Origin of the sequence: Caballeronia sp., assembly GCF_028292365.1 — a bacterium.
GTDB lineage: Bacteria > Pseudomonadota > Gammaproteobacteria > Burkholderiales > Burkholderiaceae > Caballeronia.
The window spans coordinates 1-20,398 of record NZ_JAQGMM010000222.1; the positions used below are offsets into that span (position 1 = coordinate 1).

General features: G+C 59.3%; 18 protein-coding genes. 7 read left to right on the plus strand and 11 right to left on the minus strand.

All coding sequences use genetic code 11. The features are described 5' to 3' along the window. Together JWR14_RS13620 and metC are read right to left on the minus strand one after the other, a co-directional pair. Window positions 1–329 (minus strand): ABC transporter permease subunit (locus JWR14_RS13620; RefSeq protein WP_299707325.1); only part of this gene is annotated, 329 nt, incomplete at its 3' end. Between the two features lie 73 nt (window positions 330–402). Continuing rightward, a complete protein-coding gene (metC, locus tag JWR14_RS13625; protein WP_299707328.1) occupies window positions 403–1,563 on the minus strand; it encodes a cystathionine beta-lyase in 1,161 nt (386 codons plus the stop codon). A 112-nt stretch (window positions 1,564–1,675) separates the two neighbouring features. Between metC and JWR14_RS13630 the strand changes: the two genes are divergently transcribed. The 3 genes from JWR14_RS13630 (at window position 1,676) to JWR14_RS13640 (ending at window position 4,173) form a co-directional block, all read left to right on the plus strand. Beyond that, window positions 1,676–2,650, plus strand: coding sequence for a LysR substrate-binding domain-containing protein (locus JWR14_RS13630; protein ID WP_299707331.1), 975 nt, complete (start codon window positions 1,676–1,678; stop codon window positions 2,648–2,650). Between the two features lie 181 nt (window positions 2,651–2,831). Then, entirely contained in the window at window positions 2,832–3,566 is a 735-nt protein-coding gene (locus JWR14_RS13635; protein ID WP_299707334.1) for a hypothetical protein, read from the plus strand. Between the two features lie 316 nt (window positions 3,567–3,882). Next, on the plus strand, window positions 3,883–4,173 hold the full coding sequence (locus JWR14_RS13640; RefSeq protein WP_299707337.1) for a hypothetical protein: 291 nt from the start codon (window positions 3,883–3,885) through the stop codon (window positions 4,171–4,173). Between the two features lie 21 nt (window positions 4,174–4,194). Here JWR14_RS13640 and JWR14_RS13645 read toward each other — a convergent pair whose 3' ends face one another. From JWR14_RS13645 to JWR14_RS13660, 4 genes are all read right to left on the minus strand, one after another. Further along, on the minus strand, window positions 4,195–5,205 hold the full coding sequence (locus JWR14_RS13645) for a LysR family transcriptional regulator (protein ID WP_299707340.1): 1,011 nt from the start codon (window positions 5,203–5,205) through the stop codon (window positions 4,195–4,197). Between the two features lie 93 nt (window positions 5,206–5,298). Then, the gene (locus JWR14_RS13650) at window positions 5,299–6,102 is read right to left on the minus strand and encodes a thioredoxin family protein (protein WP_299707343.1); all 804 of its coding nucleotides are present in this window, start codon (window positions 6,100–6,102) and stop codon (window positions 5,299–5,301) included. Between the two features lie 26 nt (window positions 6,103–6,128). Next, entirely contained in the window at window positions 6,129–6,563 is a 435-nt protein-coding gene (locus JWR14_RS13655; protein WP_299707346.1) for an SRPBCC domain-containing protein, read from the minus strand. After that, window positions 6,470–6,868: a metalloregulator ArsR/SmtB family transcription factor gene (locus JWR14_RS13660; protein ID WP_366144536.1), complete on the minus strand. Its 399-nt coding sequence runs from the start codon at window positions 6,866–6,868 to the stop codon at window positions 6,470–6,472. The genes JWR14_RS13655 and JWR14_RS13660 overlap by 94 nt, the downstream gene beginning before the upstream one ends. A 249-nt stretch (window positions 6,869–7,117) precedes the next feature. On the opposite strand from JWR14_RS13660, the gene JWR14_RS13665 reads away from it, so the two are divergent. Further along, window positions 7,118–8,122, plus strand: coding sequence for an aldo/keto reductase (locus JWR14_RS13665; RefSeq protein WP_299707352.1), 1,005 nt, complete (start codon window positions 7,118–7,120; stop codon window positions 8,120–8,122). A gap of 30 nt (window positions 8,123–8,152) precedes the next feature. Here JWR14_RS13665 and JWR14_RS13670 read toward each other — a convergent pair whose 3' ends face one another. The 5 genes from JWR14_RS13670 to ugpC all read right to left on the minus strand — a co-directional run bounded on the left by JWR14_RS13670 (window position 8,153) and on the right by ugpC (window position 14,526). Further along, the gene (locus tag JWR14_RS13670) at window positions 8,153–10,126 is read right to left on the minus strand and encodes a beta-galactosidase (protein WP_299707355.1); all 1,974 of its coding nucleotides are present in this window, start codon (window positions 10,124–10,126) and stop codon (window positions 8,153–8,155) included. A gap of 37 nt (window positions 10,127–10,163) precedes the next feature. Then, window positions 10,164–11,015 (minus strand): carbohydrate ABC transporter permease, encoded by an 852-nt coding sequence (locus JWR14_RS13675; protein WP_299707358.1) that lies wholly within the window; start codon window positions 11,013–11,015, stop codon window positions 10,164–10,166. A 19-nt stretch (window positions 11,016–11,034) separates the two neighbouring features. Then, window positions 11,035–11,940, minus strand: coding sequence for a sugar ABC transporter permease (locus JWR14_RS13680; RefSeq protein WP_299707361.1), 906 nt, complete (start codon window positions 11,938–11,940; stop codon window positions 11,035–11,037). A gap of 83 nt (window positions 11,941–12,023) precedes the next feature. Then, on the minus strand, window positions 12,024–13,277 hold the full coding sequence (locus JWR14_RS13685; protein ID WP_299707365.1) for an extracellular solute-binding protein: 1,254 nt from the start codon (window positions 13,275–13,277) through the stop codon (window positions 12,024–12,026). A gap of 109 nt (window positions 13,278–13,386) precedes the next feature. Further along, entirely contained in the window at window positions 13,387–14,526 is a 1,140-nt protein-coding gene (ugpC, locus tag JWR14_RS13690) for a sn-glycerol-3-phosphate ABC transporter ATP-binding protein UgpC (protein WP_299707368.1), read from the minus strand. Window positions 14,527–14,728: 202 nt separating this feature from the next. On the opposite strand from ugpC, the gene JWR14_RS13695 reads away from it, so the two are divergent. The 3 genes from JWR14_RS13695 to JWR14_RS13705 form a co-directional block, all read left to right on the plus strand. Beyond that, a complete protein-coding gene (locus JWR14_RS13695; protein WP_299707371.1) occupies window positions 14,729–15,751 on the plus strand; it encodes a LacI family DNA-binding transcriptional regulator in 1,023 nt (340 codons plus the stop codon). A gap of 718 nt (window positions 15,752–16,469) precedes the next feature. Next, entirely contained in the window at window positions 16,470–17,738 is a 1,269-nt protein-coding gene (locus JWR14_RS13700; RefSeq protein ID WP_299707377.1) for an efflux RND transporter periplasmic adaptor subunit, read from the plus strand. 19 nt (window positions 17,739–17,757) lie between these two features. After that, the coding region (locus JWR14_RS13705) for an efflux RND transporter permease subunit (protein ID WP_299707374.1) at window positions 17,758–20,398 on the plus strand (2,641 nt) is incomplete at its 3' end.

Consider the following 20,398-nt stretch of genomic DNA (forward strand, 5'->3'; position numbering starts at 1 on the left):
GCAACTATTCCTGCGCGAAAATCTTCGCTCAGGTAAGCAGCGACAAAAAGCGTGAGCGCGACCGTAGCGGCTGCGAACGGTCCCATCGTGATGCCGTACGACGGCAGGCCGAAGTAGACCACTAGCAGTTGCAATAGCAGTGGCGTGCCGCGAAAGACCGAAACATAGGCGAACGCAGCGGCACGCACCGCCCGATAGGTGCTGATGCGTGCGAGCGCTACTAGCAGACCTAGTGCTGCGCCGAGCGCGAACGAGAGAAAACCCAGCTCCAGAGTCGTAAGAATTGCGAGCTTCAGCAACGGCAGCGCTCGCAGGAATAGCTCATCCATCGTGTCTCCTTTCTTGGTAACGTGGATTGCCATGAAGGATCAACCGCCGGCATTCGAACCCGACATCAATCCTTCAACGGCCGGTGGACAAATGCGACGCATAGTGCGCAAGCCCTTGATCGAGGTCCGCAATCAAATGATCCGGGTCCTCAAGGCCAACGGACACGCGAATGACCGGTTGGTCTGTCGTTGCGAACTTGCGCCCTTTCTGAAGCGATGCCGGATAAAACGCGATCAGGCTATGCGTGCCGCCCCAACTCGCGCCTATCGAAAAAAGCTTCAGCGCATTGAAAAATGCCGACAATGCTTGTTCAGACCCAGTATTGAGTACGAACGAGAACAAGCATCCGCTGCCTTTGAAATCCCGCCTCCAGATGGCATGCCCTGGATCCGTCTCCAGCGGAGCAAACAACATCTCGGCCACCAAGGGGTGCGCCTGCAGCCATCGGACTACTTTCATCGTGCTGGCACTTTGCATATCGAACCGAAGCTTGAAAGTTTCGAGCCCGCGCAATGCGAGGAAGCAGTCATCAGCGCTGACAGCGAGACCAATCGTCGCCTGTGCCTCGCGAAGCTGCTCGTAAAAACTCGTGTTGCTCGTGCTGATCGAGCCCATCAACAAATCCGAATGCCCACCGAAAAATTTGGTTGCGGCCTCGATGCTCAAGTCGACACCGTGCTCGATCGGCTTGAATGCAAGCGGACTAGCCCAGGTGTTGTCCATCATTGTCATGATGCCGTGTCGCTTCGCGACGGCCACGATCGCGGGTACGTCCGGCATTTCCATCGTGATGGTGCCCGGGGACTCCAGGCAGATCATTCTTGTATTCGGCTTGACGTACGATTCAATCTCCGCGCCTGCGTTGGCCGGATAAACACCGACCTCGACCGATAGACGCGTCAGCCATTGATGTGCAAAAGCCTTTAGTCCACCATAACAAGCATCGGAGACTAGGACGTGATCGCCCGCGCTGACAAACGGGAGCACCGAGGCGACCAACGCGGCTTGGCCTGACGGTGTGACGACGCAATGTCTGGCGCCCTCGAGCGCCGCGATCTTCGCCTCCAGTTCGCGGTTGGTAGGCGTGCCGGTGACGCCGTAGCTGAAGCCGTCAGGTTGCCGACTTTTACGCCCGACGAAGTCCTCGTAAGAGTCGAAGACGATTGTCGACGCACGAAAAACGCCCGGCGAAAGGCTTTTGAACGGTTGAAGCGGAAGACTGGAAGTATTCATATAAGTGCATTGTCCGAGCGACTGGGTGAGTGATTCGATGCGACAGATTCTTGACGCTTCAATATAATCTGGCAACGTCGCAAACTACTTGGTCTAAAACTGGAGCTTATAGGTGTCCATCCGGGAAATTGAGGTGTTCAGGGCCGTCATGACCGCGGGAACGACCAGCAAGGCGGCAGGTTTGCTTGGCGTTTCGCAGCCTGCTGTGAGCCAGTCGATCAGAAAGCTCGAGACGCTCGCGGGCTTGCGTCTTTTTGAACGCGTACGGGGACGCCTGCTTCCGACGCAGGAAGCGTTTGCTTTAATGACCGAGGTTGATCGCTATTTTGTCGGCTATGAAGCTATCGAACATCGCATTCGAAGTCTTGGCCTGTTCGGACTTGGACGACTAGCGCTGGCTTCGTATCCAGCGTTTGGAAACTGCTTTCTCGCGCGTGCGATCGCGGACTTCGCGCCTCAAGAGCGCAGCATGCAGATGACGTTGCAGGTCATGAGCTCGCGTGCTGTCCACGAACAGGTGTCTGGAGGACATGTCGACTTTGGCTTGATGAACGATGAAGTGGCCGTCCATGGACTGGAACATTCTCAGTTCGCGAACTTCCAGGGTGTTGTCGTCATGTCGCCCAAGCATCGGCTGGCGCGCAAACGCGTAATCGATGCCACGGACCTCGCTACGGACAACTTCATATCCCTTAATCCTGAAGACACGACTCGGAGACGACTCGACTCGGCTTTGAGCGAACACGGTGTAACGCTTCGCTCATGCGTTGAAACGCCGCTTTCGGTCACGGCTTGTGAACTTGCGTTATCCGGCGTGGGTCTTTCAATCGTCCATCCAATCGCCGCGCTTGACTTCGTTCCACGCGGACTCGTGATGAAGCCGCTTTCGTTTAACGTTCAATTCCTGGGGCTTCTTATATTTCGGCCCGGCAAACCTCTTTCGGAAAATGCCAAGCAGTTCTTGAGTTACATCCGTAAGCGACTTGAAATCGAGACCGCTCAAGTGAATGAGATATTGGGCCTGACAGGGACCCGGGCCGCTAAAACCGCCGCCGCCAAGGCCAGAAGTCACAACGCAAATTCCTGATTGCCGCATCGCTTGCTGCATTACCTGCATGGTACGATCGTGCGCGTCTCGCGCCGCTGCCGCACCTTACCTGTCTGTTTTGAAAGCCAAGCGCTAAAGCGTACCCGGGGCATTCTCAGCCGCATACGGCGCCCGTTGATCGCATTCGAGGACGGTCGCCATAATATAAAAACCATTGACCATGAAAACGATAAGAACCCTCGTGCTCCTGATTTCGTCGGCTATTCCGCTGCTCGCGCACGCGCAATCCACGTCTGCCCCAAAGCTCAGTCCGGGAGATACCTGGACCTATGTCGACACAGTGGAGACGGCGCCCAATGGTTGGCGCCAGACACATAACGAGATCGTCGTGCTCCGTACGACGTCCGACCATATCTACTTTGAAACGAAGCAGGCCGGTACCACGCAAGCAGCGATTGAAGTGGTCGAGGGCGCAGACTGGAGCCGTTCACGTAATGTGAATGGAACCGAAACGACGGTCAATCGGCCTTTGTTTTTTCCGCTCTCGATCGGAAAGACGTGGGACCTGAAATATTCGGAAGCGCACCCCAACGTAAGGCACGCTTCGGAATCGTTCGATACCCGCTTCAAGGTTGTCGGCCCTGAATCCGTAGAGGTCCCTGCCGGCAAATTTGAAGCGATCAAGATCGAAGCCGAAGGCCAATGGACAGCGGAGACCGCACCCATGCAGTCCGCTACGACAGGAGCACTCTCGACTCAGGCCGGTACAACCGTAGTGGTGCAGACACGAAAGGCTACGCCGGTCGTGGCAACCGGCCGACTCTACAAGGCATTCTGGTACGTTCCCGAGATCGGCCGCTGGGTAAAATCCGACGAGGAATACTACGGCAGCAACGGCACGCGGACGCAACGGTTTTCAAGCGAACTGGAGTCGTACAAGCGCGCCTCGCAGTAGCAGGAAGTTGGCCTCTGAAACTCGACAATCACTGCGCATTACGGCACTTCACCGTATCGAGCAGTAGCAGCAGTATCATCTGGGTTGAATGGAGAATGAAAGCACCGGACGACGGGTGCAGATGGACCGGCAGGACTCCGCCGATGGCAAACGCCGGCATGAACTCGCGGCTTCCTGCTCAGCTTACTCCGCGTGTGACACAATCATCGGGTGTCGGCCAGCTCATCGCAACCCGTCGCAATGACACGTTCCACTGACACTCCCGAATGTAGCCGGCCTCATCTCCGGATTCGGTCCTCCCTCACCTAGCTGCGCCATGCCAGAAAATCAAAAGAAATCTGAACCCGACACTTCGCCGAATGCGAAGCAGCCTGGTGCCGCCCCGCGCAAACCGAAGCGCTGGCAACCGTCTCGTGCGCTCCGCAGCATCCTGATGGTCATCGTCGGTTTTATCGCCTTCGTTATTGTCTCGGGCATTGTTCTGTACAAACCGATCATGTACGGCGACATGATCGAGAACTTCGGCATAGTCATGATGCTGACGGTTCCGGTCATCGCGGCCGTCGCGTTCCGCGTGGGTCTCGATTCCTGGCTGGACGCGGAGTAATCCGGGTCGCAAACTCCTTCCTCAGACCGGTTCATCCGCCTCCATCCCACGCAAAATCGGACGCATGCCCGACAGCTCATGTGGTAATCCACGTGGTGATTCGAGCGGCAACCCATGACTCACGTGACCCGTCGTCTCGAACAGTTCCGCCAGCCAGTTGACGAATGCGCGCACGCGCGGCGGAACAAGGCGATGACGCAGATAGGCGACCGATACCGGCATGGCTGCGGGCCGGTAGTGCGGCAGCACTTCACGCAGCCGCCCAGAGTCGAGATACGGCTGCGCGAGCGCCCTAGGCGGCTGGATCAGCCCTAGCCCCCGCAACCCGCACTCCAGATAGGCATGCTCGTCGCTGACCTGCACGAAGCCCCCAAGCGGCACGTTGACCGTCTCGCCATCGACTTGAAAACCGAAGTCCGCCGGACGCCCGGTTTGCGCACACATGCAATTTACCGCGACATGACCGGTCAGTTCCTCCATCCCCAACGGCATGCCCTGCCGCGCTAAGTAAAGCGGGCTCGCACAGGTCACATGCTCCAGCGCGCCAAGCCGGCGGACCGACAGACCCGAAAGTCCCGTATCCGGCAACGGCCCAGTCAGGATGCAGCAATCGATTGCTTCGCCGACCAGGTCGACCTGCCGGTTGCTGACGCCAAACGCGAGCACAATATGCTCGTGGCGCGCGTGAAAGTCGTCGAGCGCGGGAAGCACGATCGCGTTGGCGACAGCCGCCGGCAACTCGACGCGCAGCCGTCCGCGCGGCCGGTCGTCGGTATGCTGCAGGCTCGCCTCGATGTCGTCGATGTCAGCAAGAATCTGCACGCAACGCTCGTAATACGCGGCCCCCTCGGCGGTCAGGTTGAGCCGGCGCGTGGTACGCACGAGCAACTGGATGCCAAGCATTTCCTCGAGGCCCTGCAGTAGCGTTGTAGCGGTTGCGCGCGGAATCCCGAGCGAGCTTGCGGCGCGGGTAAAGCTGTTGGTGTCGACAATGCGCACGAATGTCCGCATCGCCATGATGCGGTCCATCACGGGCGTTTCTCCTATGGAATTAGAGGCGCCGCACGCGCTGTTGGCGCGCGGAACCTGTGCCTGTTCGCAGTTTTTTGAATCCGCCACGTTCGGCTAGTGGCAACCGCGTCCGGCCTCATGCGGCGAAGTCTGGTCGGTCGCAGCCGTCCCGGTATCGGCATGGTTACCGTTACCGTCACGCACCTCGTCATAACGATCGTGGTGACGTAACCAGTCCATCATGTTGCGCTCTTCGTCTCGTCCCTTTGGGGTGAAGTCGAGTAAGGTGTAGGTGCCGATGAGCGGTTCACCGCCGCGTCCATACGCAGAGAATGTATGGAACACATCGCCCGCATCGTCCTTGTAGAACACGCTGAGCCCGGGTAACTCATCGCTGTCGAATTCCCCCTCCGTGACGTCGCCCGCCTCGAAGTTGTAGTACACCTGACATTTTTTGCGCTGCTCGGGTGTGAACGACACGTGATAGTCGTAGTTGAACTCGCTGCCGAACGACGACACCCAGCGGAACTGCCAACCCATGCGTTTTTTGAACGCTTCGATTTTTTCAAGCGGCGCACGCGACACAGCGACGTACGCAACATCGCGTTGCTCGACATGCTGCAACGCGCCGTCAATATGATCGGACACGAACGAGCAACCCGGGCACCCCTCCTCCCAGTCCGGCCCTAACATGAAGTGATAGAGAATCAGCTGGCTACGTCCGTTGAACAGTTCAGCCAGCGTCTTGCGACCCTCTGGAGTGTCAAACGTATAGGTCGTGCCGACCTTTACCCAGGGCAACGCGCGACGTTTTTCGGCGAGCGCGTCCCGCGCATGCGTCAACGCTTTTTCTTCGGCCAGATGCGCCTTGTGCGCCGCCAGCCATTCTTCCCTCGAAACAATTCGATGCGGTTCCATATTTGCATCCTCCTGTACTGAAGTGATCAGGCAAAGTGCCGTACAAGTTCATCGAGGACATGATTCCAGCCACTCTCGTGGTCATCACGTGCTGCAATATCTGCAAATTGCTCATGCTTTAGCGTCAGTAACGTGCGCTCGCCCTCACCCTCGCCGCGCAGAGTTAACGTCACGAGGGACTCCCGCTCCGGGGTGCTACGCCACGCCCATGTGTAGACGAGTTTTTCGTCTGCAACGACCTCCTGAAACACACCGCTTACGTCGTGCTGCTCACCCTCGGGCGTGCGCATCACGATCCGGAAGCGTCCGCCGTCCCGCACGTCCATCTCCGCGTGAACCACCTCGTTGTTGTTGGGATGCATCCACTTCACGATTTGCGACGGCTCCGTCCACGCGGCGTAGATTTTGGCGGGCTTTGCGTTGATTCGGCGCTGGAGCGTGAGACTGGGTTGGGTGGACATGGATCCTCCTCCACGAAGGCTGCAAGGCGATCAAGGGTATCGGTCCAGAAGCGCTGGTAGCGGTTGAGCCATTCCATTGCTTCCTCCATCGGTCCGGCGGCAAGCCGGCACGCGACGGTGCGGCCCGTCTTGGCGCGCGTGATCAGACCGGCATCCGACAAAACATCGAGATGCTTCATCACGGCCGGCAACGACATCGCAAACGGCTGCGCGAGTTCGCTGACGGACAGGTCCGCACTGGCGGACAGACGTGCAAGGAGCGCACGCCGCGTTGGGTCAGCCAACGCGGCGAAAGTGCGGTCCAATGCGTTTTCCTGAAACTTAACCATGGAGTTAACTATAGAGACTCGTAGCGCGATGTCAAGCCAGCCGCAGGCGTTTTTTTGGGATTGCGCGGGCGGTTGCGGCCGCGTCAAACGTGTTCATATCGTTCGCGGGCCATTCATGAATCTGGTTCATAGACGCATGCCGATTCCACCGTCTAGTCACATGCTGATACAGTTGGTAAATTGGCGCTTGCTTGTCGCAAACGCTGCTTGAATGGAGCAAAAAGAATGGACTATCGGTATCTGGGCCGTAGCGCCCTCAAGGTCTCGCCCTTGTGTCTGGGCGCGATGATGTTCGGCGGCGAAACTGACGAGGCGACCTCAAAGCGCATCGTCGACAAAGCGTTCGATCAAGGCGTAAATTTCATCGACACCGCTGACGTTTATCACGCGGGTCGTTCAGAAGAAATCGTTGGGCGAGCCATTGCTGATCGTCGGGACAACTGGGTCATCGCCACGAAGTTCGGCTTTCCGACCTCGCAAGGCCCGAACGAACAGGGGCAGTCGCGCAAGTGGATCATCCAGTCTGTGGAAGCGAGCCTGAAGCGTCTGGGCACGGACTACATCGACATTTTGTACTTTCACCGGGCGCTCGTTGACGCCCCGCTGGAAGAAGGCGTACGCGCGATCGGCGACCTGATTCGACAGGGCAAGATCCGTTACTTCGGCTTGTCCAATTTCCGTGGCTGGCGCATTGCCGAAATCGCGCGTCTCACTGACCAGATGGGCATTGACCGGCCCGTCGCGAGTGAACCGCTCTACAACTTGGTCGACCGTACCGCGGAAGTCGAGCAACTGCCGGCAGCGGCGCACTACGGTCTGGGTGTGGTCCCGTATAGCCCGCTCGCGCGCGGCGTCCTCAGCGGCAAATATGCAGTGGATGCCCCGCCGCCGGCCGACTCGCGCGCAGGCCGAGGTGACAAGCGAATCCAGCAGACCGAGTGGCGTCCGGAATCGCTCAGGATTGCACAAACGATCGCGGATCACGCTGCGAAACGTGGAACGACTTCCATTGCCTTCGCTCTCGCATGGGTGCTCAAGAACCGCATTGTCAGCAGCACGATCGCGGGCCCGCGTACCGAAGCGCAGTGGGACAGCTACGTGGAAGCACTGACGTTGCAACTCGGACCCGAGGACGAAAAACTTGTTGATAGCCTCGTTGCGCCTGGGCATGCGTCGACGCCGGGTTATACCGATCCCGGATACCCGGTCGAAGGCCGACGAGTCGCTTGAGGTCCGGAAGCGCGTTCAGCGCACGTTAGCTCAATCAGTCTGCGCGCCCTTCCACGCGCAGACATCGCCCGTCGCAAGCTGCCGCTGTCCGAGCACAAATGTCGCATTGACCGGTGCAGGCGCTTGAACTTGCAGCACGCCGAAGTTGAACGCGAAAGTCAGATCACCACGGCGACGAACACGCAAGCCGTCGGCCAGCAGTTGAGTTTCGATGCCGGCCTCCTTCGCCGCCTGTTCAAGTACCGCGCGATGCAATCCGTGCGACAGCCACGCCGCCACGTATCGAACCGTTCCATGACTTAGCACGGCTGGCCATGCGTCATCGAACTGGGCATCGACACGCGTGTCGCCGTTGGCGCGGACATGCTCGCGCCAATGCGTTGCATGCCCCTGCTGATCACCGAAAGTAAGCTGGGGTGTGAGCGTCGGGCGCAGCGTTTCGACTTCGAGCACCTGCATCGGCAATACGTTTTGTAGTGCGCCGGGTGGGAGACTCGACGGAATCGCAAACGCAGTCGTCTTCGAACCGCTCCTCGGACCGAAGACCCATTGCGCAGAACTCCTTTCTATCTGGCCGACGAGCGTTTCATCGATTACCGCAATGCTCGGGACGACCACTAGCCGGTACGACGACAGATCAGCCTTGCTCGAAACAATATCGACATCCAGCCCAAGTTCACGCAGCGCCTCGTAGTAGTCGAACACCAACATCTGGTAGTCGAAGGTTTTGCCGTGACGCTGAATCTCGAACATCCATTGCGTCTCATAGTCGAACACGATCGCGGTAGCCGCGCGAGTGGGTTCGCCGAGTCCTGAAAGAGAGGCCGTTGCCGCAATCTCGCGGGCCGCCTGCTGCACTTCAAGGCCGCCCGGCGACAGCTCGTTGTTTGGCAGATTGAGCCCGGAGTGCATCTGTTCCTGCGCAAACGGACACTGGCGCCAGCGGAAATATGACACCAGTTCCGCGCCGTGCGCGAACGCTTCGTAAGCCCAAAGCCTGACCATGCCCTTGGCCGGCACCGGATTCCACGACGCCCAGTTCACCGGTCCCGCTTGTTGCTCCATCACCCAGAAACGACCACGGCCTATGGATCGATAACGATCGTGATCGAACGCGGAAACGTCGGGATGCGCCGTCCTTGCATAACGCGCTTTCTGCTCTTCGGGCAGCGGGATGGACTCAGTGCGTGCGATCGGATAGCTATCCCACGCGGCCACGTCGATCGCGTTATCTTCGGCAAAACGGTAATGATCGAAGGTAGTGAAAAAGCCCATGAAGTTATGCAGCAGGTCTGCATTGGGCGCATGCCGCCGCAACACCTCGATCTGCTCGCGATGAAAACTCGCCACCTCATCGGACATGAAACGGCGGAAGTCGACCAGATGAATTGGATTGGCGTCGGTGGGCGTCAGGTTCGGTAAACCGATCGCATCGAACGACGAATACTCCATGCTCCAGAACACATTGCCCCATGCCTCGTTGAGCGCATTGACGCTCTCATAGCGAAGCTGCAGCCACGCGTGAAAGCGCTTCAGCGCGGCCGGGGAATAGCTCGGCACGGTATCGTGACAGCCGAGTTCGTTATCGGTCTGCCAAGCGACAATAGAGGGATTGCTCCCGTAGCGCGCCGCCATCGCCGTGACAAACCGCACGCACTCGCGCCGATAAATTTCGCTGGAAATATCGTAATGGCGACGCGAACCGAAGTTCCAGCGCACGCCATCCGCCCGCACCGGCAACACTTCCGGATGCGCGTCGACCAGCCATTTTGGCGGCGACGCGGTCGGTGTACCCAGCACGAGCTTCAGCCCCGCAGCGGCCAGCGTCTCGATGGCTTCGTCAAGCCATTCCCAGACAAATTCACCAGCGCGCGGCTCCATCCGGCTCCACGCGAATTCCGCAATCCGCACGTGCGTGATGCCGAGCTCGGCCATACGCTTTGCATCGTCGACCCACATTGAACGGGGCCATTGTTCCGGGTAATAACACACACCAAGTTGCATGAGAAAGTCTCGCTAGGAAATAACGGCAAACAAGCGCTTAGCCCTTGCTCGCACCAAAAGTCAGACCGGCGACGAAATGCTTTTGCATCGCGAAGAACATGAGCACGGAGGGCAACGCGGCCAGCACCGAACCGGCCGCCACGAGATTCCAGGCGGTGGTCCATTGCCCCTTGAGTGCGGCGACGCCTACGGTGATCGGCGCGGCCTCATCGCCTTGCGTGAGGCATAACGCCCAGAAGTAGTCGTTCCAGACAAACGTGAATACGAGAATGCCGAGCGCGGCGAGCGCCGGCCGGATCAGCGGCAGCACGATCCGCAGGTAGATGGTCCATTCGCTCGCTCCTTCCACCCGCGCCGCCTCGATCAACTCAAACGGCAACTGCTTGATGAAGTTGCGCAGGAACAGCGTGCAAAAGCCGGTCTGAAACGACACATGAAATATCACCAGCGCCCACACGGTATTGAACAAGCCCACTTTCAGCGCCATGTCGCGTACCGGAATCATCAGGATCTGGATGGGTACGAAGTTGCCGGCGACAAACGCGAACAGCACGGCGGTATTACCCGGAAACTTGTAAGTTGCCAAAGCAAAACCCGCCATCGACGCCAGCACGATCGCGCCGATCACCGACGGCACGGTGATCAGCACACTATTGGCGAAGTAATGCAGCATGGGCGTTTGCGTAAGCGCCGTGCCGTAGTTTTCGATCAATGCGAAATGCTTCGGCCAGCCCCAATAGTCGCCTTGCGCCAGTTCATCGGAAGAGCGAATGGAGGTGACGAGCACGGCCAGCATCGGCAGCAGCCATATCAGCAGCGCAATTGGTAGCGAGGCTTTGTACAACCTCCGGTTAAGGGGTTTCCAGCGTTCGACGGGAAGTGGATACATGACACGTGACTCCTGGAAATCAGCGTTCTTCGCGCAGCATGCGGCGCAGGTGGAACACGATATAGACGAGCATGATGGCGAACAGCACGACTGCAATCGCTGCGGAATACCCCTCGCGGTAATACTTGATCGCCTGGTCGTACATGTAATAGGCGAGCACGGTGGAACTGTCGAACGGACCGCCGCCGCTCATCACCGCAATAAGGTCGAAGCTTCGCAGCGCGCCGATCACGGTGAGCACCACGGCCATGAAAGTGGCGGGCCGCAATTGCGGAAGGATCACGTGCCAAAGCAGCGCCACGCCCTTCGCGCCTTCCATGCGTGCCGCCTCGACTACTTCGGGATTGATGGCCGTCAGACCGGTGAGGTACAGCACCATGCAGAACGGCGTTTGCGGCCACAGCGCGGCAAAGATGATGCCGAGCGTCACCGTGTGCGGATCACCGAGCACTGGAATGCCGTGCCCGACAATCAGCCTTAGCAAACCGAAGCCCGGGTCATAGAACCAACTGAACACGAGGCCCACCACCACGCCTGACAGCACAAACGGCGCGAAGAACAGCGACTTCACCATGCGCATGCCACCGATATGCTGGTTCAGATACAACGCGAACAGCAGCCCGAACGGCGGCGCAAGCAAGAACAGCGCGAGCCAGATCAGGTTGTTCTTGAGCGCCGTGTAGAACGTGTCCGAGTGGAACAGTTCGATGTAGTTATCGAAACCGGCGAATGTCTTCGGCGTCATTCCGTCCCAGTTATAAAAGCTGAGGGAAATGCTGCTGATGATGGGATAAACCACGCACAGGCAAAACAACCCACAGCCCGGCAACAGGAAGAAAAATGCGGCACGGTGCTGATGACGGCGTGTAGTAGAGACGTGCCGGCGCCTCGCCGCGGGTAAGCGGCGCGCTACGGAATCAGACATGATCGGGCCTCGTCAGGAATCGTGGGCGGGCGCCAGCCGTTGATGCAACATGCAACCGCTGGCGCTGCCGGTCTTACCGCTGCTTACTTCTTGTAGATACGCTTGCGCGTCGCTTCGAGACGAACGAGCACGGCGTCGAGTTGCGACGGATCGCTATAGAACTGCTGCATCGCCTTCATCCCTTCGTCGGCCATTTCCTTGGTCATGTCGCGATCGTAAAACTGCGCAATGCCGCCCTTGGTATTAGCGAGCGTCTGGAAACCGACCTTCGAAATTTCATCTTCGGGTTCAGCAGACTGGCTGTTTGACGGCAATTGCCCCCAGCCCTTGGCGAGATCGGCGTTGATCTGCGGCTGCTCCATGAAGGCCAGCAACCTGTGGGCATCGGCCTTGTTCTTTGCCTTTGCCGGAATCAGCAATACATTGACCGGTCCATCTTCAGCCACTGGCACATTCGCGTCGATCACGGGGAAACGGAAGAAGCCGGTTTGCGGACGGATGGAGGCCGGAATGCTCGCAGAGAAGAACGTGCCCATCAGCATCATGGAAGCCTTGCCGTTCGCGAGAAAAGGCGCGATCGAATCGAGATCGTAGGACAGCGCGTTGTCGATGAAGTAGTGATCGTCGATCAGCGTTTTCCAGGCGGCGTAGACTTTTTTCACACGCGGATCGGTGTACGGAATTTCGCCTGCCATTAATTGTTGATGGAACACGTTGCCGTTAATGCGCAGGTCGAGATAATCGAACCATGCGGCAAGCGTCCAGCTGTCGCGGGCGGCTACCGCGATCGGCGCAACGCCGCTTGCCTTCAGCTTCTTGCAGGCGTCGAGGAATTCATCCCAGGTTTTCGGCTCGCCCTTGATGCCGGCCTTCTCGAATAAATCCCTCCGATAGAAGAACCCGTAAGCGTCGTAGCCAAGTGGCGCCGCGTATTGCTTGCCCTTGTACGTTGACGCTTCCTTGACCGACGCGTATTGCTGCGACCAGCCGTTCTTGCTCCAGTCCGGCGACAAGTCGTCCAGCAAGCCGCGTTGTGCGTAATACGCCATCCGCTCGCCGTCGTGCCACGAGACTACATCGGGCGGATCGGTGGCAAGCCAGCCGCCCATCTGGACCTTGTACGCCTCCTCGGTGATATAGGTCACCTTGAGGTCGACGTCGGGATTGGCTTTTTTGAACTTGTCGAACGCATCCTGCCAGGTCGAGCGCTGATTACCGCGCGCCGATACGTTGACGGTCAGCGTGGCGGCGTCGGCCACTGTGCAGCAGAGCACGCCCGCTGCCAGCGCGAGCGCCGCTGATGTGTGAGCCAGACTGCGAAGGCGATGTGCAATCATGTTTGTCTCCTTGACTACCTTGTTGGCTGACAGCAATTCGCTGCCAGACGATGTAACCCGCTCTGTGGCGGAATTGATTATTGAATCTATGCGTTGTGCTAAGTGACGCTCATGCCGCGGCTCGCTCGGGCTCGACCATGCTGCGCCGAAGCGCCAGTCCATCCGCGTCGAACACGTGGCACGCTGAAGCCGGAACGTGAATGCGGACGCGCTCGCCTGCGCTGATCGATGTATCGCCGGGCGCTTTCGCGACGAGCGTGCCTGTCGCGTGATCCGCATGCACGTAGCTGTGCTCGCCGAGCCGCTCCGACAGCACGGTGACGCACTGAATGAACTGCTCGTCACCATCGAGCTGCAGGTGCTCGGGGCGCACGCCGAGCGTGACCGGCTGGCCGCGCTGCAGCCGTTGACCATCAACATGCGCAACCAGCCGCTCGCCACTTTGCGCCAGCGTGACCGTCACGCTGCCGGCACCAATCGACTCGACCACGGCATCGACGAAATTCATTCTCGGTGAGCCGATGAAACCCGCCACGAAGCGCGACTTCGGATGGTGATACAACTCAAGCGGCGCACCCGTCTGCGCAACGCTGCCGAACCGCTCGGCATCCGCGCCTGCGTGCAGCAGCACGATCCTGTCGGCGAGCGTCATCGCCTCAACCTGATCGTGGGTCACATAGACCACGCTCGCGTTTGCAAAGCGCTGGTGCAGCCGGGCAATTTCCACACGCGTCTGGCCGCGTAACGCAGCATCGAGATTCGACAGCGGTTCATCGAACAGGAACACACCGGGTTCGCGCACGATGGCCCGACCGATCGCGACACGCTGGCGCTGGCCACCGGAAAGTGCTTTGGGAAACCGGTCAAGGTAACTATCCAGTTGCAGGATGCGCGCGGCCTCACGCACCTTCCGGTCAATCACGTCCCTGGGCTGCTTCGCGAGTTTCAGGCCGAACGCCATGTTGTCGAACACAGTCATGTGCGGAAACAACGCGTAGCTCTGGAACACCATGGCGACGCCGCGCGCTGCTGCGGGCACATCGTTCACGAGACGTCCGCCAATCTGCAGCTCACCTTCGCTCAAGTCTTCAAGACCGGCGATCATTCTCAGCAGGGTAGACTTGCCGCACCCCGATGGCCCGAGGAACACACAGAACTCGTGCTGCGCGATATCGAGGTTCACGCGCCGGATCACCGGCGGGTGGTCGCCATATGACTTCTGCACGTTCATGAGACGAATTGCCGCCATGTTGCCTCCCGGATTTAACCGCTTAAATTTTTGCGCAAAATAAACGGCACACCCTTGTGCACTGTGTATTTAACCGCTTAAATTCGGGTACGATATAGCAAGCCATGATGCGTGTCTCCGTTGTGTTTTCCAGAAGTTATCAACGTCGCCAAGCGCTTGCAACATTTGAATCGCATTCCCTGAATGTGGGATAAATAGAAAAATGGTCACTCTGTCCGAAGTTGCGAAGCGTGCGCATGTCACCGCGGCGACCGTGTCCAACGTGCTGCGCAATCGCGAAAAAGTGCGCCCGGAAACGGCCGACCGCGTGCTTAAGGCAATTGCCGATCTCGGTTATCGGCCCAACCTGAACGCGCGTGCGCTGGCCGAGGGCCGCTCGTCCACGCTAGCCTTGATGCTCTCCAATATCTCGAACCCGTTCTACCCCGAGTTCGTGCTGGCAGCCGAGCGCGCGGCCCGCAAGGCAGGCCATTTCCTGATGGTGTGCAATACCGACGACGACGCCGAGATTGGCCGGGCATATTTGAATCAGATCGCGGGAACGCTGGCGGATGGCGTACTCGTGATGAACACGGACATTGCCATTAACGACCTGTGCGCGTCGGCCATGCACAGCGCGCCAATCCTGCTGGCCATGTGGGAGCATCCGGAAACGCCGCCTGCCCTGCCCTGCATCGCAGTGGATTTTGCGCACGCGGGCGCGCTGGCCGCCGGGCATCTGCTTGAACTCGGCCACCGTGAGATTGGCCTGCTGATCGGCGACGGCTGCGGCGGTTTGCAAGATGCCCGTTCCAACGGGTTTCGCGCCGCGATGCGCGAGGCCCGGATTGAAGCGGATGCCGCCGCGGTGCTGCAGATCCGCGATTCCATCGACGCAGGTTATGCAGCCTGCATGCAGTTGATGGCGAACCGGCCGCACCTCACCGCCATTTTCGCGACCAATGATCTGTTAGCGATTGGTGCGGCGCAGGCGTTGATCACGCTTGGCCGCAAGGTGCCCGATGATGTGTCGGTGATCGGCATCACGGACATCCAGCTCGCGCATCAGGTGCATCCCGCTTTGACGACTGTCGCAATCCAGACCGCGGCCATTGCGGAGTTGTCAGTCGATCGACTGATCCAGCTCATTCAAATGCCCGAGATGCAACCATCGATGGTTATCGCTCCGCCGCCTAAACTTGTGGTGCGTGCCTCTACCGGGCCGCGGCGAGCGGGATCAGCCTAAACCGCTAGCGAGTGACATCTGCAGAACCTCGGCGACTATTTAGTTAGGAATACACAGGCTATTTGTAAGCTAAATGAATCTAGCCGTCCGACATCCGCCCTTGGCTTTGATCACTAGCTACACCACTAACTTTCCATTAGCTTTCGATAAACTAACAACAGCCGATGGAGCCCCATATCGATGATGTTTGCGGTACTTTCTTAAGAAAGTACCGCCGTTGTATTACACGACGTTACGCACGCTCCTTTCGTAATGATTCGGAATGCTTCGCCCCACACGATCAATCAAAATTCAGCCTCCGGTTCGTTACACTGCGATACCGTCTTATCCATTCATTGAAGGTGTCATTGTCATTGCGTCAAGCTGATGAACTTGTATGCACTCGTTCGATCATAAGGGACGCAATCCTCTCAATGCCACGCCGTAGCCGCTTAACTCCGCTTACCGAATGAATGAGATCTGAAGCAGCAATCACAATGCGAATTCAAAGCAGGCCCAGGTCGTCGCCGGGTCTTGCCCACGAATTCCGCTAACGAATAAAACCGCAGCATTGCCCGGCTGACTCAGCGAGCTTTTTTGCGGATCATGACGGAGATCCCGTCATACCCCGGCTGAGCCGGGGATGAAAGACATGTGGCACTTGCCGGGCGGCTTCCTGATTGCACCGCCCGGTTATCCAGGGCAGAGATTGTTTTCGGAGGGCGTAGGTATGAGCGGTATGAGCGACACCGGTTCCACGCAGGTAAAGCCCAGGAGGCGCTGGCGCTTCTTGCTCTTGTTGATGGTGCTGGTGCTGATAGCAGTCGTGGCCGTGCATTTGCTGCGGGCCAAGAAGCCGCAGCGCGCGACTCCACCACAAGTGGTGACGGTTGCTACCGCGACCCTCGGCTCAATGCCTGAGATCCTGAGTGAACTGGGCACGGTGACCCCCACCGCCACCGTGACTGTGCTGCCTCAATTGAGCGGATACCTGACTGCTGTCGGCTATCGTGAAGGCCAGGACGTGCAGAAGGGGCAGTTCCTTGCCCAGATCGATCCGCGCCAGTATGAAATCGACAAGCAGCAGGCTGAGGCGACACTCGCCAAGGACCGGGCTGCACTTGCGCAGGCGCGCGCAGACCTCGTCCGCTTCACGCAGTTGAACGAGCGCAAGTCCATTGCCGAGCAGACCTTTGCCGACCAGCAATTCCTCGTGCAGCAGGACGAGGCTGCGGTGAAAGTCGACCTGGCGAACATTGCGCAGTTCGATCTTGACCTCGCTTATTGCCGCATCACAGCACCGGTTTCCGGGCGCGTCGGCCTGCGCCTCGTCGATCCAGGCAACTACGTTACCGCTTCGTCATCGCCGGGTATCGTGGTCATCACCACCATGAAACCCACCACCGTGCAATTCACGGTGCCGCAAGACTCGCTCGCGAGTGTGCTGCAGCGCATGCACGGCGGCGCGAGCCTGCCGGTCACCGCCTACAGCAGCGACAACTCGAAGGAGATCGCCACCGGCACGCTCTACGCGGTCAGCAACCAGATGGCGACGAGCACGGGCACGATAACCCTTCGGGCAACCTTCGCGAACGACGACGAAGCACTGTTCCCGAGCGAGTTCGTCAACGTCAAGCTGCTCGTCGATACCTTGCAAAATGCCGTGCTGGTGCCCACGCCAGCGGTGCAAACCGGCGCGCCGGGCGACTACGTGTACCTCGTGAACGCGAACAACACCGTATCCGTGCACAAGGTCACCCTGGGACCGAGCGACGGCAAGAACACGGTCATTAAGTCAGGGCTTACGGCGGGCAACATCGTGGTGACCGATGGCACCGACCGCTTGAGCGACGGCTTGAAGATCCAGGCAGTTGCGGCGAAACCCGCCTCGGGCAGCACTGCCGCCGAAGCCCCGGCGTCCGGAGCGAGCGGCGCTCAGGGTCAGCATAAGCACGCCCACGCCGGTGCTTCGGGGGCGGCTGCGGCCGCGGCCGATGCAGCCTCGTAGAAGCTAAGCCCACGCGCCGATGAATATCTCCCGCCTGTTTATTCTTAGACCGGTAGCCACGCTGCTGCTGATGATCGCCCTCGTACTAGTGGGCCTCGTCGCAGTGCGCGTGCTGCCGGTTTCCTCGCTGCCTAACGTCGACTATCCGACCATCCAGGTGCAGACCTTCTATCCGGGCGCGAGCCCGGATGTGATGGCCACCACGGTGACTGCGCCGCTCGAAGTGCAACTGGGCGAGATTCCCGGTTTGCAGCAGATGACCTCATACAGTTCGGACGGCGCGTCGGTCATCACGCTGCAGTTCGACCTGTCGCTGAACCTCGATATCGCGCAGCAAAATGTCCAGCAGGCCATCAACGCGGCCAACAGCTTTCTGCCGACTGGCCTGCCCGGACCGCCAACCTATGCGAAGGTGAATCCGGCGGACCAGCCGATCCTGACGCTGGCGGTCACCTCCACTTCCATGTCGCTCACGCAACTGGAAGACGCCGCTAATAACCGCCTCGGCACGAAGATTTCGGAAGTGTCGGGCGTGGGTGTGGTCACCACCAGCGGCGGCAATGTACCCGCCATCCGCGTTGAAGCGGACCCGCACAAGCTGGCGGCCTATGGCCTGAATATCGACGATCTGCGAACGTTGCTCAGCTACGTCAACGTGAGCCAGCCGAAGGGCAACTTCGACGGGCCTGACCTTGATTACACGATCAACGGCAACGACCAGATAAGCGATCCGAAAGACTACCTGAGCACAGTGATCGCCTACCAGAACGGCGCGCCTGTGTTCATGCGTGACGTCGCCAACGTGACCACGGCGCCCCAGGACGTCGAGCGCGGCGCCTGGTACAACGGCACGCCCGCGATCGTGCTGAACGTCCAGCGGCAGCCGGGCGCGAACGTGATCGCGACCGTCAACCAGATCATGAAGCAGTTGCCGCAGCTCGAATCAACGTTGCCGGCCGGCATGAAGGTCACGGTCGTCTCGGACAGCACGGGCGTGATCCGCTCGTCGGTCTCGGACGCGGCGCTCGAACTCGGGCTGGCGATCGTGCTGGTGGTGGCGGTGATCTTCGTGTTCCTGCGTAACGTGCCGGCTACCATCATCCCGAGCATCTCAGTGCCGGTGTCGCTGATCGGCACGCTGGCCGTGATGTACCAGTTGAACTACTCCATCGATAACCTCTCGCTGATGGCGCTGATCATTGCCACCGGCTTCGTCGTCGACGACTCGATCGTGATGATCGAGAACATCGTGCGTTATCTGGAGGAAGGCAAGACGCCACTGGAAGCCGCGCTAGAAGGCGCCGGGCAGATTGGCTTCACGATTCTCTCGCTGACTATCTCGCTGATCGCCGTGCTGATCCCGCTGCTCTTCATGGGTGGCGTGATCGGGCGCCTCTTCAGCGAATTCGCGGTGACGCTCGCAGTCACCATCGTGCTGTCCGCCGTGGTCTCGCTGACCGTGGTGCCCATGCTCTGCGCGCGCCTCCTGAAGGCCCAGGTCGACCGTCATCCAAGCCGCTTCGAGCGCATCAGCGAGGGCATCTTCGACAAGACGCTCGCCGCCTACGAACGGGGTCTGCGCTGGGTGCTGGATCATCAGATCCTGACCCTGATGGTGGCCATAGGCACCGTCGTGCTGACAGCCCTTTTGTACATCGTGATTCCGAAGGGGCTGTTCCCGGTGCAGGACGTCGGCGTGATCGAAGGGATCAGCGTGGCCGACAACTCGGTCTCGTACAAAGCGATGGTCACTCGCCAGCGAGCGCTTGCCGATGCGATCCTGAAAGATCCCGACGTGGTCTCGCTCACCTCCTACGTGGGGATCGACGGCACCAACTCCACATTGAACAACGGCCGCTTCCTGATCAACCTGCGCGACCACGACAAGCGTTCGGACACGGCGCAGGAGATCGCCCGCCGCCTGCAGGACGAAGTTGCCAATGTGTCTGGAATCAAGCTCTATATGCAGCCGGAGCAGGACCTGACCCTCGACACCACGGTCTCGCCGAACCAGTACAGCTTCGTGCTGCGCGGACCAAACCAGCAGGCGTTCCAGAAATACGTGCCGGAACTGATCGCGCGCCTGAAGGCGATTCCGTCGCTTGCCGATGTGCAAAGCGATATGAACACCGACGGCTTGAGCGTGAACGTTGAAGTCAACCGGCAACTGGCCGCGCGTTTCGGCATCACTCCGGCAACCGTCGACAACGCGCTCTACGACGCGCTGGGCCAGCGTATTGTCTCGACCATCTTCCAGCAGTCGGACCAGTACCGGGTGATCCTCGTTGCCAAGCCCGAGTCTCTGCCCAACGTGGAGTCGATCGGCAATATTTATTTGCCGAGCCAGACGAGCAGCACGGGCCAGGTGCCGCTCTCCGGGATCGCCAAGATCCAGATCGTCAAGTCGCCGCTGGTGATCAGCCATCTGGCGCAGTTCCCGGCCGTCACCATCTCGTTCAACCTCGCGAAAGATGCGTCGTTGAGCACGGCGGTAGCGCGTATTCACGAAGCCGAGCAGGCAGTCAACCTGCCGCCGTCGATCACCTCCTCGCTGCAGGGCGCGGCGCAGGCGTTCCAGGATTCGCTCTCGAGCGAGGTGTACCTGTTGATCGCCGCGCTGGTGGCGGTGTATATCGTGCTGGGCGTGCTGTATGAGAGCT

Coding starts and splice junctions, on each gene's coding strand:
- JWR14_RS13635 (WP_299707334.1), top strand. CDS start 2,832: ATGAAAACGATAAGAACCCTCGTGCTCCTGATTTCGTCGGCTATTCCG.
- ugpC (WP_299707368.1), bottom strand. CDS start 14,526: ATGGCGGCAATTCGTCTCATGAACGTGCAGAAGTCATATGGCGACCAC.
- metC (WP_299707328.1), bottom strand. CDS start 1,563: ATGAATACTTCCAGTCTTCCGCTTCAACCGTTCAAAAGCCTTTCGCCG.
- JWR14_RS13665 (WP_299707352.1), top strand. CDS start 7,118: ATGGACTATCGGTATCTGGGCCGTAGCGCCCTCAAGGTCTCGCCCTTG.
- JWR14_RS13650 (WP_299707343.1), bottom strand. CDS start 6,102: ATGGAACCGCATCGAATTGTTTCGAGGGAAGAATGGCTGGCGGCGCAC.
- JWR14_RS13700 (WP_299707377.1), top strand. CDS start 16,470: ATGAGCGACACCGGTTCCACGCAGGTAAAGCCCAGGAGGCGCTGGCGC.
- JWR14_RS13685 (WP_299707365.1), bottom strand. CDS start 13,277: ATGATTGCACATCGCCTTCGCAGTCTGGCTCACACATCAGCGGCGCTC.
- JWR14_RS13680 (WP_299707361.1), bottom strand. CDS start 11,940: ATGTCTGATTCCGTAGCGCGCCGCTTACCCGCGGCGAGGCGCCGGCAC.
- JWR14_RS13695 (WP_299707371.1), top strand. CDS start 14,729: ATGGTCACTCTGTCCGAAGTTGCGAAGCGTGCGCATGTCACCGCGGCG.
- JWR14_RS13670 (WP_299707355.1), bottom strand. CDS start 10,126: ATGCAACTTGGTGTGTGTTATTACCCGGAACAATGGCCCCGTTCAATG.
- JWR14_RS13655 (WP_299707346.1), bottom strand. CDS start 6,563: ATGTCCACCCAACCCAGTCTCACGCTCCAGCGCCGAATCAACGCAAAG.
- JWR14_RS13640 (WP_299707337.1), top strand. CDS start 3,883: ATGCCAGAAAATCAAAAGAAATCTGAACCCGACACTTCGCCGAATGCG.
- JWR14_RS13675 (WP_299707358.1), bottom strand. CDS start 11,015: ATGTATCCACTTCCCGTCGAACGCTGGAAACCCCTTAACCGGAGGTTG.